This window comes from Rossellomorea sp. GAMAL-10_SWC, from assembly GCF_049568075.1.
Classification (GTDB): domain Bacteria; phylum Bacillota; class Bacilli; order Bacillales; family Bacillaceae_G; genus Gottfriedia.
On sequence record NZ_CP144911.1, the window covers coordinates 3,630,626 to 3,646,358 of the forward strand.

At 33.6% G+C, this 15,733-nt stretch carries 12 protein-coding genes; 1 reads left to right on the top strand and 11 read right to left on the bottom strand.

The features are described 5' to 3' along the window. Positions 1-233: 233 nt before the first annotated feature. Entirely contained in the window at positions 234-1,946 is a 1,713-nt protein-coding gene (locus tag V5E38_RS17980) for an ABC transporter ATP-binding protein (protein ID WP_499210980.1), read from the bottom strand. A 336-nt stretch (positions 1,947-2,282) separates the two neighbouring features. Here V5E38_RS17980 and V5E38_RS17985 point away from each other — a divergent pair, with 336 nt between their 5' ends. Next, entirely contained in the window at positions 2,283-5,309 is a 3,027-nt protein-coding gene (locus V5E38_RS17985) for an efflux RND transporter permease subunit (RefSeq protein ID WP_499210981.1), read from the top strand. 141 nt (positions 5,310-5,450) lie between these two features. Here the strand turns inward: V5E38_RS17985 and V5E38_RS17990 are convergent, their stop codons facing one another. From V5E38_RS17990 to V5E38_RS18035, 10 genes are all read right to left on the bottom strand, one after another. Continuing rightward, complete coding sequence (locus V5E38_RS17990; protein WP_176522634.1) at positions 5,451-5,603, bottom strand: hypothetical protein; 153 nt, start codon at positions 5,601-5,603, stop codon at positions 5,451-5,453. Further along, on the bottom strand, positions 5,600-6,859 hold the full coding sequence (locus tag V5E38_RS17995; protein WP_499210982.1) for a helix-turn-helix domain-containing protein: 1,260 nt from the start codon (positions 6,857-6,859) through the stop codon (positions 5,600-5,602). Before V5E38_RS17995 ends, V5E38_RS17990 begins: the two co-directional genes overlap by 4 nt. Before the next feature lie 166 nt (positions 6,860-7,025). Next, a complete protein-coding gene (gene chbG / locus V5E38_RS18000; RefSeq protein WP_499210983.1) occupies positions 7,026-7,733 on the bottom strand; it encodes a carbohydrate deacetylase in 708 nt (235 codons plus the stop codon). Continuing rightward, positions 7,730-9,061 carry a 6-phospho-beta-glucosidase gene (locus tag V5E38_RS18005; protein ID WP_499210984.1) on the bottom strand — a complete coding sequence of 444 codons (1,332 nt, stop codon included), beginning with the start codon at positions 9,059-9,061 and terminating at the stop codon, positions 7,730-7,732. Before V5E38_RS18005 ends, chbG begins: the two co-directional genes overlap by 4 nt. Before the next feature lie 18 nt (positions 9,062-9,079). Beyond that, positions 9,080-9,400 carry a PTS sugar transporter subunit IIA gene (locus V5E38_RS18010; protein ID WP_499210985.1) on the bottom strand — a complete coding sequence of 107 codons (321 nt, stop codon included), beginning with the start codon at positions 9,398-9,400 and terminating at the stop codon, positions 9,080-9,082. A gap of 158 nt (positions 9,401-9,558) precedes the next feature. Next, on the bottom strand, positions 9,559-10,875 hold the full coding sequence (celB, locus tag V5E38_RS18015) for a PTS cellobiose transporter subunit IIC (protein WP_097978232.1): 1,317 nt from the start codon (positions 10,873-10,875) through the stop codon (positions 9,559-9,561). A 22-nt stretch (positions 10,876-10,897) separates the two neighbouring features. Next, the gene (locus V5E38_RS18020; RefSeq protein ID WP_069035316.1) at positions 10,898-11,203 is read right to left on the bottom strand and encodes a PTS sugar transporter subunit IIB; all 306 of its coding nucleotides are present in this window, start codon (positions 11,201-11,203) and stop codon (positions 10,898-10,900) included. Between the two features lie 488 nt (positions 11,204-11,691). Further along, positions 11,692-13,032, bottom strand: a complete 1,341-nt coding sequence (gene ypeB / locus V5E38_RS18025; RefSeq protein ID WP_499210986.1) for a germination protein YpeB — start codon at positions 13,030-13,032, stop codon at positions 11,692-11,694. Between the two features lie 16 nt (positions 13,033-13,048). Next, positions 13,049-13,762: a spore cortex-lytic enzyme gene (gene sleB, locus V5E38_RS18030; RefSeq protein ID WP_098233190.1), complete on the bottom strand. Its 714-nt coding sequence runs from the start codon at positions 13,760-13,762 to the stop codon at positions 13,049-13,051. 156 nt (positions 13,763-13,918) lie between these two features. Further along, on the bottom strand, positions 13,919-15,685 hold the full coding sequence (locus V5E38_RS18035; protein ID WP_499210987.1) for an LTA synthase family protein: 1,767 nt from the start codon (positions 15,683-15,685) through the stop codon (positions 13,919-13,921). Positions 15,686-15,733 lie beyond the last annotated feature (48 nt).

Consider the following 15,733-nt stretch of genomic DNA (forward strand, 5'->3'; position numbering starts at 1 on the left):
ATATCATCATTTGATTCAATTGCTAAAACAGTTAACTTTTTTTCAAGTAAAAACTTCGTTAAAATACCTGTACCTTAACCAATGTCTGCAATAACGCTACCCTCATTTAAATGATTTTCTCAAGAGTTTGATATATTCATCGGATAACTTGGGCGAAACTTCGAATATAGATCTGCCTTACCAGTAAAATTTTCAATCAATACAAAACACCTTCTTAAAAAATGTTTTTTAGGTTAAATTTGATGAGCATGAAGTCTAGCAAAAATCCCATCTTCCTGTGATAGTAGTTCTGTATGAGTACCATCTTCAGCAATTCCTTCTTCAGTAATTACTAAAATGCGATCTGCTTTTTTAATTGTACCTAATCGATGGGCAATAATTAATGTTGTTCGATCTTTTGATAAATCATTCAATGCCTCTTGAATAATTGCTTCTGTCTCTGTATCTAATGCCGAGGTAGCCTCATCTAATATTAGGATTGGTGGATTTTTCAAAAACATTCTAGCAATTGCTAATCGTTGTTTTTGTCCTCCAGAAAGCTTTAATCCTCTTTCTCCAATTTGAGTTTCATAACCATCAGGTAATGAAGTAATTAAGTCAGTTAAGTGGGCTTTTCTAGCTGATTCTTCTATTTCTTCATCGGTTGCATTTAACTTACCGTAAGCTATATTTTCTTTTAATGTACCTGTAAATAAAAAGACATCCTGTTGTACGATTCCGATATTTGATCGCAATGATTCCTTCGTCATGTTTCGAATATCAATTCCATCAATTGTGATTGCACCGTCTAAAACATCATAAAATCTTGGAATTAATGAACAAATTGTTGTTTTCCCAGCTCCTGAAGGACCTACAAAGGCAATTGTTTTACCGGCCTCAATAGAGAAGGAAAGATCATTTAAGATTCTACGTTTGTTTTCGTAACCAAAAGAAACATTTTTGAACTTAATATCCCCTCTTAGATTAATTACTTCAATTGCATCTGGAGTATTTACAATGTCTGGCTCATTATCAATCAATTCAGTAAAACGTTTAAAGCCCGCCATACCCTTTGGATATAATTCAAGTAAAGCACTAATCTTATCGATCGGTTTAAATAAAATGTTTAAATATAAAATAAACGCTACTAATTCTCCATACGATAAAATTTTCGTAAAACTTAACCAAGCTCCAAAAACTAGAATAACAAGTGTCATTAATCGAGTAGATACATAGATTCCTAATAAATTCACACTCATAACTTTATAAGCTTTTAGTTTCGTTTTACGGAAGTAATGGTTATTTTTATTAAATCGTTTCATTTCATATTGTTCATTCGTAAAAGATTGAACTACCCTTACGCCTGAAACACTATCTTCAACTTGCGAATTTACATTCGCAATATTTCCATACATTTTACTCCATGAATTATTCATTTTCATGTTTGAGTAGGAAATCAACCAAACTAAAAATGGAACGATTATGATTGCTACTAATGCAAGCTTCACATTAATTGTTAGCATAATCCAAAATGCCCCGATGAAGGTCATAATTGCAATAAATAAATCCTCTGGACCATGGTGCGCTAATTCACCAATATCCATTAAATCATTTGTAATACGGCTCATTATATGACCAGTCTTCGTATTATCAAAGAAACGAAAAGATTGACGTTGTACATGATTAAATAACTCACGACGCATATCAGTCTCAATATTAATACCAAGTTTATGACCCCAATAATTCACAACAAATTGCATACCAGAACTTACTAAATAAAGTACTAAAAGTCCGATACTAATCGAGATTATTTTACTCCAATTCCCTTCTGGCAGCAGTTTATCAATAAACCAAGATACTGCTAAAGGAAATCCAAGCTCCATTAATCCTACTAATATTGCACAGAAAAAGTCTATATAGAATAGCTTTTTGTGCGGGCGATAATAACTAAAAAAACGTTTAATCAAAATACTGCACCTCGAATTCTATTGATTAATCTAGTTCGTTAGATGTTATTACCTTACCACATGTGATTTAAGTGTGCTATTATTTCAGAATTTTCCAACTGACCAGCAAAAATATCGTAATACTGAATATCATTAAACAAGTATAAAAGACAAATTGTCTCATATTTTAATAAAGTATGTACTAATTCATTTATCTGTTTCCCTGTTCAAATGTCGAATTGTGCTTTTAAATATTTTGTAAATTCTAAATAAAATGTATTTTATTTTCAACATTAGTGTGTTACGATTCAACTTGTGTGTTACTGGATATTTTTACCATAAGGGAGGAAAACATGAATGTCGTGGTTTACAAAATGGGCCTTTAATAATAAAGCCGCCATTACCTTTTTATCCGTTCTCATTTTATTAATTGGAGTATTAAGTTATAAAAAGCTTCCAATGGAATTCTTACCTGCTGCAGACCAACCAATTGTTTCTGTCATTGTTATGGGCCAAGGTACTGATTCGAAAACAATGGAGGATCAAGTAACTACTCCGATTGAAAGTGCTGTCTCTGGTGTGAAAGGTAAAAGTCATATTTATTCAAGCACAAGCAATGGTTTTTCAAAAATTGATGTATATTATGAATCAGGTACAAATATGAAGGACGCTAAACAAGAAGTCCAAGAATCTTTAAATAAAGTCACACTACCTCAAAATGTTAGTAAACCTACAATTGTTCAATTAAACACTTCCATGATCCCTATCGCAGATGTTGCAATCACTTTCGAGGATGGATTAAGTCCGAATAATATTGATTTTGCAAACAAAAAAGTTATTCCCTATTTCAAAGACATAAAAGGCGTAGCTGACGTTCAAACATACGGTACAGAAAAATCTTTTGTTTCTGTAAAAATCGATAATGCGAAGCTAGCACAGAATAAAGTATCACTAGAAACTGTCATGGGTATTATTCGCGGCCAAAATTCTGCAGTTTCAGTTGGCGAAGGTATTATAAATGATAAAACTAGTAATATTAAAGTCGTTGGGAATTTAGATAATATAGACGAAGTAAAGAATCTTACGGTCGCTGATCATGTTAAATTAGCTGATATTGCAACTGTTGAAGTGAAAAAGCCAGCTAACAATCTAACAAGAATCAACGGAAAAGACGGATTATTATTAATCGTCACGAAGGATAGTAATTCTAATGCAGTTAGTATTACAAAGGATGTAAGAGAAGCTACTAAACACTTAAATAAAAAATATAAAAATATGAATTCAGATGTCATGGTCGCAACATCAGATATGGTTAAAACTTCTGTACATGCAATGATTAAAGAAGTTTTACTTGGTGCATTATTTGCTACGATTGTCATCATGTTATTCTTAAGAAATGTACGTTCAACACTAATTACCATTGTTTCCATTCCGCTATCGCTATGTTTAACATTATTTTTACTTGCAGAGTCTGGCATTACACTGAATGTTTTAACACTTGGTGGAGTAGCAGTAGCAGTTGGACGATTAGTTGATGATAGTATTGTCGTTATTGAGAATATTTTTAGAAAAACTCAATCAGAGAAATTTTCAGTTCAAATGATTATTGATGCTACGAAAGAAGTCGGAATTGCAATTACAGCCTCTACTTTAACGACTGTTGCTGTATTTTTACCAATAGGAATTATTAGCACGGGACTTAAAGATTTCATGCTTCCATTTGCCTTAACCATTACTTACTCTTTATTAGCTTCATTGTTTGTTGCATTGACTGTCGTTCCATTATTAAGTGCATTCTTCCTTAAAAAGGCTAAATTAAAAGCTCATAATCCTTCAGTACGATATAAAAAAGTTCTTACTTGGTCATTGAATCATAAATGGGTAATTATAGTCGTTTCATTCTTATTATTTGTCGGCTCAATTGGTACTTACTTTGCTATGCCAAAAGGTGCAACAGATAATTCTTCTTCAGATTTTGTTCAAACAACTTTAACGTATCCGAGTGATACACCAGTCGAAAAAGTAAAAGAAAATACTCTTAAATTAGAAAAGTATATTCTTGAACAAAAAGGAATAAAAGGAGTTTACACTCAATTAGGTAGTACAGCTGATGCTGCAAAATATGGAGATGTCCGCTCTACTACCCAAGCAATCTATTTAATTACATTAGATGATAAAAAACTGACTGATCAAGTTGTAAAGAAAATCAATACGCAAAAATCTAACTATGCGGATGCAGAATTAAGTACGATGGCATCTAGTTTATTTGGAGGTTCTAAAACTCAAATTACGATCGATGTTGTCGGAAATAATTTAAATGATTTAGAGAATACCGCAAGTGAAATTAAAAATAAAATCAAAAATATTGATGGGGTTAAAAAGGTAACAACAAATGAGGAAGATAAAAAAACTGTTTATTCATTAGAGGTTGACCCTTCAAAAGGTAATGCTGAGCAACTATCGCAACAATTATTTGTTATGTTGAATCGAACGCCACTTGGAACAGTTACGATTGATCAACAACCGACTGATGTTTATCTTGAACCAATATTAGATCTTAAAACACCTGAGGATATTAAATCAGTACCGATTATGACTAAAGCTGGAATGATTCCAGTATCATCAGTAGCTACACTAAAAGTCGAAGAAAAGTCTACTAATCTATATCATAAAGATGGCGATCCATATTTAAGTATATCTGCCGAAGTAAAGCCAGATAAGCTTTCAAAAATTAATGCAGATTTAAATAAAGTTATTTTTGGAGATAAAAAATCAAAAGGCATGAAAATTGCTGATGGTGTAAATGTATACATTGGTGGTGCCCTTGCACAACAATCACAAGATTTCTCAGATCTATATATGATCATGCTTGTCTCTATCGGATTAGTTTTCCTAATCATGATTATTACATTTAAAACATTCCGTGCACCTATTGCTATACTATGTTCTTTACCCTTAGCGGCGATCGGAGCTGTGCTTGGATTAATTATAAGTCGTATTTCAGTTGAACCAACTGCACTATTAGGAGCACTGATGCTCATCGGAATTGTCGTGACAAACGCAATCGTATTACTAGATCGAGTAAAACAAAAAGAAAAACAGATGATTCTACGTGAAGCAATTATCGATGCTGCAGTAACTCGTATTCGACCAATTCTTATGACGGCTGTAGCTACAATTTGTGCAATGTTACCATTACTATTCAAAAAAGCCGAAACTGGTAGCCTTGTATCCCAAAGCCTTGCAGTTGTCGTAATTGGCGGATTAACTGTTTCAACATTATTAACACTAATTGTCATCCCTGTTATTTATGAATTACTTTATTTTAGAAAATCTAAAAAACAGCGTAAACAACAAGATACTAGTAAACCAGTAAGTTTGTAAATAAACAAGGGATATCTCGATGTTTTTGAGATATCCCTTATTTTTAGTTAAAGATCTGTCACAAACACTTTACGAACTCGGCTTAATTCAAATAAAAAACACAAGGAAAATGAATTAACCTTGTGCTTGTTTATACCACCATCAACTTCCTGGAGGTTTTGGATCATCTTCCTTCTTATTGAATGCGTAAATTTCATTATTTGGCGAATGATGGCTTTGAATCGTATTTATTCCTACACTCACCAGCACAGTCATAACTAGAGAAAGAGCGATAAGTTTAATCTTCTTTTTCATCTGAAAACTCCTTTATTATGTGTCTTCTTCATTTGATGTAAACTGATTTGTAAATACTTATTAGCTAAAAGTGGGTCGCCTTCTCTTTGGTAATATTCGGCTATTCGTTCACTGTATTCATAAACCTTCATTCGATTACCGCGTTTCTCCATAATTGGTAAGCCGTCTGACATTAAATACCGGATTAATGCCTTCTCTTCGTTTTTTGCTTCAAAATATAATACTCGTAATTTCACATATTCTAATTTTGTTGTATCTTTGAATGACTCTAGTTCATGTTCTAGCATATTCACAACTTGTTCATTTTTTTGTAGCTTTAGCAAATGAGTAGCAATATTTCCTAATGTAAGGTAATAACTCTCAGTATATTTCTCTATTAATGCAAGTGATTTATAATAGCACTCCAACGCTTTTTCTGAAAAATTTTGAGTACCATATAAAAAACCTAAATTATGCCAAGCCATTTCTTCAATTGTTGTGTTTTGAATTAATTCTGCATCATCTAGTATTTCTTTTAATAAATTTTCTGCTCTTTCATATTCACCTGTTTCAGTTAAATGAATTGATAAAATTGTTTTCACATCTAACATTCTAATAATATTATTCCTTTTTTTGAAAACTTCTAGAGCTTTATTACCGAAATAGATTGCTAATGCAGATTGTCCTAATCTACAATGCATTAAGGATTTTAAATAATAATATTCAGTTATGTCATCTCGATACAGTTTCCTTAAATCTTTTACTTCTTCTAGTAAGTCTAAAGATTTAATAAAATTGTTCCTTTTATGATTAAAAATTGCATTTAATACATTCCAAACAAATAGTTCAAACCCAGAAAACATCTTCGTATTTTGACCCATTTTTTCAATTATTTGCTCTGCCAAATCGACCTGATTTAAAAACAAAGTATACCTTAGCATGTATAATTCATATACATAAAGCAATTCCGTATACTGGACAAACTCCTTATATACCGTTAGGTCTTGATAGAGTGTATTTGCTTTTTTATGATGCAGTCGTTCAATTGCGTCATAGAACTCCTGTAGTTTTATTTTTATATGACTAACTTTATTTTTTTCATCTTCAACTGATATACCTAACTTCATACACAATAAATTTAAAGTTTCGATATTAACTTCTTTTGAGTTGTTCTCAATCTTACTTAAATGAGAAATTGAACAAATTCCATCACATAGTTGCTCTTGTGTCATCTGTTGTTTTTTTCGATGGTAATTAATAATTTTTCCAATTTTCATAGGTATTTTCCTTAAATATTATTTTAATATTATTAATATTCATTATAGTGTAAAACTACTCCTATTTCATCTTACATTTTTTCCCAAGATTATAAAACTCTAATTATATATATATACCAAAAAAAACATAGAGTCGAATTCAGACTCTATGCTAGTAAATAATTATCTATAATAAATCAATCTCTTTTGGTAGTTTAACAGTAGATAAAACCAGCGTCTCTTTTACTCGATCTTTAGCGTAGGAAGAATTGTTTAGTATCTCGTAATCAAGATACCCAGGATGACACATGACTTCAACAGATTGACCGTCCTGAACTCGTGTTAATATCTTTTCAAAATAGTCATCTGTCACGCCTTCCCCGTAGAAATCATGAAGAAAAACATCCGTAAAAGGAGCGATTCCTTGTAAAGCATTTTCAGAAATGCGTCTAGCACTTAAATTATATTTTTGAGCTAACTTCTGTACGACTGGTAAAAAATCAGGCACGGTATGAACATGGTGGTGGCTATCAAAATGAGTTGGTTTTAGTCCCGATTCTAAGAATTTTTCTATTTGTGCAGTCCATTCTCTTTCTAATTCATCTAGTGATATATTTTTATTTTCGAAGAATTCATGTCTACTTTTAAAGTTACCATTTCCATTAACAAGTGTTGGAACATCATTTAAAAGTGGCTTTCCACAAGTTAAAACAAGATGGATTCCTACTTGAAGGCTTGGATTTTCTTTTGCTAGCTCTACAGCGTGACTTACGCCGGGCATATTCATCATCATGGTAGCTGAGTTAACAACTCCATTTTTATGTGCATCAATTATTCCATAATTAATTCCCCTTGAATAACCAAAATCGTCTGCATTCACAATTAGTTTAATCATTTAACTTTCACCTCTTTAAAAAATTGAGGTAAATATTTTTTATGTGCTTCTAGCATTTCATCAACAATTTCCTTAGCAACTTTATCTGATGCAACTAACGGGTTAATCGTTAATGCTAGAATGGCCAAGTCATAGTCACCTGTTACCGCAGCTTCACAAGCAACTCTTTCAAATGATTTGATTTGTTGAACGAGCCCTCTTACAGATACCGGTAGATCTACCATTACAATTGGTTTTGGCCCATCCTTTGTGATGACACAGCTTACCTCTACCGCTGAGTCATTGGGAATACTAGCAATCGAACCATTATTCATCGTATTAACCGGTTGAATATCACCTTTATCATTATAAATAGAAGAAATTAAGCGAACCGCTGCATCACTATAATAAGCCCCGCCTCGTTTTTCGAGCTGAGGTGGTTTGATTGATAGATTTGGATCTTTATAAAGTTCAAAAAGATCATCCTCTAATTTTTTAACAACTTCAGCACGAGTTCCTACAGTTTCGGCATTTTTGATATCCTTTTCAACCATTTCACGCGTTTTATAATAATAGTTATGATAAGGACAAGGTAGTGCGTTTAAAGCACGAAGAAACTCAGGTTCCCATCCATATCCTTGAATATTCTTAACAAAACTAGAGTTTTCTGGATTCGTTAATAATTCAATGACTTGATCTTTTACACTTTCGCCGTCAACAAATACATCTAACCCATAAACCATATGATTTAATCCAGCAAAATCAATCCGTACACGAGAATGCTCAACTTTTAATAATTTGGCAATTCCCATTTCCATTCCGATTGGGACATTACATAAACCAACTACTTTTCGATAGTCAGTGTAACGAAGTACCGCCTCAGTAACCATACCAGCAGGATTTGTAAAATTAACTAACCACGCATTTGGACATAGATCCTTCATATCTTTTACAATATCTAAAATGACTGGAATTGTTCGCAAACCTTTAAATAATCCTCCTGGTCCATTTGTTTCTTGACCAAGTACACCATATTTTAAAGGTATTCTTTCATCCTTTGCCCTCGCATCTAACAAACCTACGCGAAATTGAGTTGTAACAAAGTCAGCATCTTTAAGTGCCTCTTTTCGATCAAGTGTCAAATGAACTTCTACAGGAAGACCTGCCTTTTGAAACATTCGTTTTGCTAATTGACCAACAATCTCTAATTTCTCTTTGCCTTCTTCAACATCTACAAGCCATAGCTCTCGTAATGGAAGCTCATCGTACCGTTTAATAAAACCTTCTACTAGCTCTGGAGTATAACTTGATCCTCCACCAATTGTCGCAATTTTGATTGATTTACTCATACTATGTAAACCCTCCTCTTATTGGTTGCTTACTTCTTGCCGCAGTTCAATAATCTCTCTTGCTAAATCTTTAAGTGTCATTGCTGTCATTAAATGATCTTGTGCATGAATTAATAGAATAGGCGTATTAAAATCTTCTCCACCAGCCTCTGCTTGAATCAATTGAGTTTGAAAGCGATGTGCTTGACTAAACTCGCGATCTGCCTCTGCAAGCTTCTCAAAAGCTAGCTCAAAATTCTTTTCTTTTGCTGCATAGATTCCCTCCATTGAAAGACTTCTAGCATTTCCACTATGCAAGATTAACTGAAAGGAAAGGTTGTACAATTCTTCTTTTGTCACTAGAATCACACCCTTTATTAGAATGTAAGAAAACAATACCAAGAGCCTGCCTATAGGCAAGCTTCCAGTGTGTTTACGCAGAATCAAAAATCTGATTACCCAGACTTATTGAAAGTGAGCGCTTCTCAATAGTCTGGGCCAGCCCCTTTAAGCATTTCTTATTTTGGTGAGCCTTGCTCAGTTTGTAGATTTTGTTTATCCCACATTCTAAAGAATGGGAAGTAAATTAAGAAAGCTATAACAAGATTAATTAATTGCATTGCAGAGCCTCTCCAGTTACCTCCAGTTGCTAGCCAACCGCCGATAATTGGTGGAGTCGTCCAAGGAATTGCAATACCATGTGTTTTTGGAGCAAATCCCGTTTTCATTCCTATATATGTGGTTACAACAAGTACTAATGGCGTTAGAATAAATGGAACTAAAAGCAATGGATTCATTACTACAGGCGCACCGAACGTAATTGGTTCATTAATATTGAAAATACCAGGTCCAATCGATAGCCTTCCTAGTTGTTTTGCATGCTGACTCTTTGCAAATAATAGCATCATAAGTGCAAAACAAATTGTTGCTCCAGAACCACCCATGTAGATGAAGATATCAAAGAATTGTTGTGTAACGACATTTGGCATTGCATGATGAGCTTGAAGAGCTAAACGGTTTGCATCAGTTGCTGCTAACCATACTGGACCCATTACACCACCAACTATTGCCGCACCGTGTAAACCAACTGACCATAATAATTGAATTAATAATACGGCAATTAACGCGCCAGCTAATGATCCACCAAGTCTACTAAGTGGATCTTGTAATAGATCCCCAACGACATTGTGCAGCGTTTCATAGTGTGTATGTTCAATTAATAAACGAATGATCCATACTAAGAAAATAACTAGAAATGCAGGAAATAATGCAACGAATGATTTACTTACACTAGGTGGTACACCCTCTGGCATCTTAATAACAAAATTCCTTTGAATTACCCATCTATAAATTTCAGTTGAGAACAACGCGATTATAATAGCAACAAACAGACCCTTACTTCCTAAAAACGCCATAGGTAGTACTCCGCCTACTTTAATAGCAGCAGTTGCCCCATCTGGTGTAAACATTGTGAAGTATGGTGTTGATAAAATGAACGAGGCAATCGAGATCGCACCAGCATTCAATGCATCTACTTTATAATGTTCAGCGAGTCGATATGCGATACCAAATCCTGCAATGAGCGCCATTATATCAAATGAAGCACTTACCGGATAAAGAAGCTTTGTTTGCCAAGCGGCACCGAATGTTTTTGCCATAAAATCTGGATATCCGTCAAACGGTAAGAAGCCTAAGATTAAGAAAATAGAACCGACAATAATAAGAGGCAGTGTTAAAATAATTCCATCACGTAATGCTTGCAAGTGTCTTTGACCTGCAATTTTTCCAGCAATAGGCATTACTTTCTCTTCTAACATTTGAGTAAAGTTGGCCATCACAAATCACCCCTAAATGAAATTATGAACCTATTAAATCGATTGCAAATTTCAGGACCTCTGCTCCTTTACACATCCCGTAATGAACCGGATTGATGGCATCAACTGGTATTCCTTTTTGTAACCCTTCTTTTTTTAATTGTGGGAGTAGATACCTTACTTGGGGACCTACAAGTAATACATCTGCTTGATCAAGATGATTTTTAACATCATTAGCACTCACTGCCCAAATCCTTGCATCGATTCCTTCAGATTTTGCAGCAGCTTCCATTTTAGTAACTAATAAACTTGTAGACATACCGGCAGCACAACATAATAATATGTTCATTTAATCCCCCTTTCTCTCTAAAGGAAACGCTTACAATACAATTAAACTGCTACTAACAAGCAGAATCTACCCCTTACCTCTCTCCCTCTAGAATTTTAATCTCAAGAAATATATATTCGCCATTTTGGACATTAGGACAAATATAAAAAATATTTTTCCACTAATTGAACGCTATAAATTCCTGCTCCTAAAGTCGCTTAAAATAAAGCTTTGTACAAGCCTAAAGTATGATAACTTGCCAGACTTAACTGATAGGATTTTGCATTTAAACAATCTGAAAAAAGTCTCGTATTTGTAATAAATAATCCATGTATTTTGAACTGAAATGCTAGTTTGAAATTCCTTCCATTTTTAAATCTAGTAAAAAAGGAAATGGGTTTAACTCAAACCATTTCCTTTTTATCTTCATTATTATTAGGAAAATCCTTAAAATTAAATAGAGGACTTAAGTTCCATACTTAAGTCCTCATCGTTAAAAATTATTAGCTTCAGTCGTAGTTTTCGACTAAGACATTCAATTTTTTAATCTGTTCTTCTACACCAGTATCCGCATTTACGAATATTTGATATGTGTCATTACCTCTTGTTCCTACAAATTCATAGCAAAGTACTTCTTGATTCAATTTATTTAAAATGATCGCTTTGCGCTCTTCCATTATTTTTAAGTTTGAACTAATACTATTTCTCGCTTCTTCAACCGATATTTTCGGCTTTGGAATCGTTCGTTTTGTATATGCTGCTAAGTAATTTCTAGATGAAAATCCTACAATACTTCCGTCATCAAGTGCAATTTTCATCGTAACAGATTCAGGATAGATTCTTACACCATCCTGCTTTGTTACATATGTAAATACACCAATCGTATCATATTGTGAGCTTTCAGTTAGCTCCATATTAGAGAATTTATTACGTACTAAAAATTTAAGCCCATTAATAGAAGCCTGATTTAAATCGATTTTTTGCGCCTTAATATTTCGACGATCAATCACCCAAACTGGATATCCTCCTTTTTCGGTAATATCCATATAAATTTCGCTATTTGTTTTTGGTTCCCTAATTTCTAAGCTATAATACCGATCTGCTAATTTTCCCCCTGTAAGATCCACTTTTATTTGTGCTGTACTATTTAATTCAAGAAACTTTTTCGCAATGTCCTTCGCTTGCTCTGTCGTTATTTTTTCTCCTTTCACATTCGAAAGGCTAGCACGATTTACTTTATAATTTGTCAGTGAAGGATCTGCATTTGCATCGGAATATGTCATTACATTCCTTTCCACTGTCTTAAATCCATCAATAATTACGTTATTTTTTGGATTTTGATCTTTTGCATAAGCAAGCTCTACATCCATCCAACGTAATTTATTCTCAAATACCATATGCTGAACTTTCCTAATCTCACCTTGAATTTCAGCAGAGTTATCATATAACTTTTGCAATGTTGCGTATTCATTTTGGGTCAAAGGTTCTTTATCTAAATCTCTTACTGCAGTTCGATAACTAAAATCGCCAATATTTGTTAGAAATTCCTCCGTTTTATTAACTGGTAATAGTCTCAAAGGAAGTTGCCCTACGTTAGATCTTGCTTGAGAAGTTAGTCCCCATACTTCAACTAGTGCTGGAGAGAGGGATGACTTTGACTTCATTGCTAAAGTATCGCCAATCTTATCATGTAATAAATCTAACTCATAAGTTAGTTCATGAAATGCTCGTTGATAGTTGTTTTCTGCCTGGATATTGATTTCGTTTTTAGCCTTATGCTCTGTATAACCCCAATATGATGTTCCGATTAGTCCAATTGCCAAAACGCCTATTGCAGCTTCCTTAATCACTTAAAACACTCCTTTCTTATCGGCAAAATATATGTCTACCAATTTGTTTTATTTGTGGTCTGCTCCAAATCCAAGCACTTGTCGCTGTGTCTGGATTAAAATAATAAAGTGCACTTTCACTCGGATCCCAACCATTTACAGCGTCTAAAACAGCTTTTTTCGCCGTCTCATTTGGTGTTAAATAAATTTGTCCGTCAGACACTGCGGTAAATGCACCCGGCTCAAAAATAACACCTGACACTGTGTTTGGAAACGATGGATTGCTAACGCGATTTAGAATTACTGCAGCAACTGCTACTTGTCCGATATATGGTTCACCACGTGATTCACCATAAACTGCATTAGCCATTAGCTGAATATCATTTTGCGAATAACCATTCGGAACATTTGATCCAGCACCTGCATTTTCACCTTTTTCATATTTTGTAGCTTTTACGAGCATCGCTTTTGTCTTAGCTCCAACAATTCCATCGACAGGCATTCCGAAATTATTTTGGAAATTCCTAACCGCCCAATATGTGTTGTATCCAAATACCCCATCGACCTTGCTAGTGTAATAGCCGTTGTATTTTAAACGAGACTGTAATTCAATAACATCTTCTCCTGTAGCACCCATTTGAAGGACTTGGCTTGTAAAAGCATTTACATTTTTAAGTTGAACATTACAAAAGAAACTAAAAAATACGATTAGTAATATTAAAGGACCTTTTAAGAAAACTAGTTTCCTCATCTCAAACCTCCTAAAGTATAATTATCTCTTTTTGTATTTTTTTCAAGAACCACCAATTTATGTAAATACTTTTGAAAATGCAATATGATTTCTTTCCGAAGTCTAAAAACAAGTCAGTTTTTTACCCAATAAAAAAGGGACCTTTTGGCCCCATTTTTACTTTTTATTAAAGGTTATACCATCACCATATACTCGATCATAGATTACCCAATCCCAAATATCATTTGAATGATTTTCAAGTACCCAATCATACCATGAATGTTCAATCTGACCGTTTGTTAGAACTTTCATTAGAAGGGGGGCAATTTCGTAGGATTCTAATTTAAGATTTCCTTTTTCTAAAAATGGCTTTGAATAGTTTCTAATCTTGTCCATTGTACTTTTGTCATTACTCCAAATCCACATCGGTGTTTCATTATACCAATCTTCTCCTTCACTCTTCTCCACTGGTGCTCCCCAATGCTCGTATGTTGCCTTTTTATCACCAAATGTTGGACGATGATCACCATAAAAAAGGACGATTGTAGGATTCTTACGTTTTTTTATTTCTTGCCATACTGAAACAAGAGAATTGCCGCTTTTATAGATACCACTTGCATAACTCTCCACTTTTCCTTTTAACTCCTCATCCATAGGTACTCCACTAACTCTCATGTTCTCTTCAGGAAAATGACCTTTACGCCAATCAAAATGATTTTGCATTGTCACAAAAAATACAAATTGACTCCCCTTTTTATTAATTAGAGATAATGCTTTTTTCGAGCTACACTCGTCTGATAAATAGGAGCCAAATTTTTGGCAAGAAGATAAATCTGCTTCTGACAAGAACTGATTAAATCCTATATTAGGATAAACTTCTTTTCGTTTGAAAAATGATGTTTTAAATGGATGAAGGGCTATCGTATCCATACCAAAGTTTCTAACATCTCGAATGAAACTAGGTGAAAGTCTATTCCCCATTTTACCTTCTTGGTATGGTGTCCGATCTTCGAATTTACGTTTTAATTTTAGACTAGTTAATACTTCAAACTCTTCGTTAGCCGTCCGTCCTCCAAATGTATTACTAATTAGAGTTCCATGAATACCTTCTTTTATAGAGCGAAGAGGTGCATTGGGATCAGTGTTCCATTTTAATTTCATGTCATCTAGAATACTGTATGCCTCACTTTGAATCACTAAAATATCTGGTAATTGTTTAGGTTTAGAAAGTGGTTTTAAAGAATTGATTTCTTTAATGACCTCATTTTTTACTTTATTAGATACTTTAGGTTCTTCACGTTTGCTATTTACATAAGTTACTAAAAATGCTGGATACATACCATATCTTTCAACACTAGTCTCGTAATTCCAAGGTATATATTTTACATTTGAGTTTTTTACAAAATAAGCATAGCCTTCTTTTGAACCAAATGTAAAAAAGACCCCAAGTAATACGATTAGTAAAAAACGTAGACTATTTTTCCTTGCAGTAGCATTTCTCCATTTTTTATAGGCAAAGAAAGTTCCTAAAAAAAGAAATGTTATGATTCCAATTAGCCCTCCCCATTTGAGAAGAAATGGAAGCTTTGAAAATTGTAAAAAGACGATTGGGTCACGCAGGAAAAATAAATCACTTGGATGAAACGGCTCTCCAGTATATTTTATTTTCTCTGATAATGCATATGAAAAAACCCCAATTGATCCTACAATCGTAATTAAAATCCACCAAACATTAAAGCCTAGTACAGAAAGTCCAATTACTAGTATTGAAACAACAACTGACACAATCATAAAGTTCCACTTAAAAAAATCCGTGATAATCCAATTTTGATAAAGATTTACATTGTTCTTCCACAAATAATTATGAGACCAAATAACAAGTAAATAGCTACAGACCAATCCGATTAGAATTGGTCCTAGCAAATTAAAACTCTTTTTAATCATGAAGAATCTACCCTTTACAAAATTATTATCATTAACTTTGTTTATTTT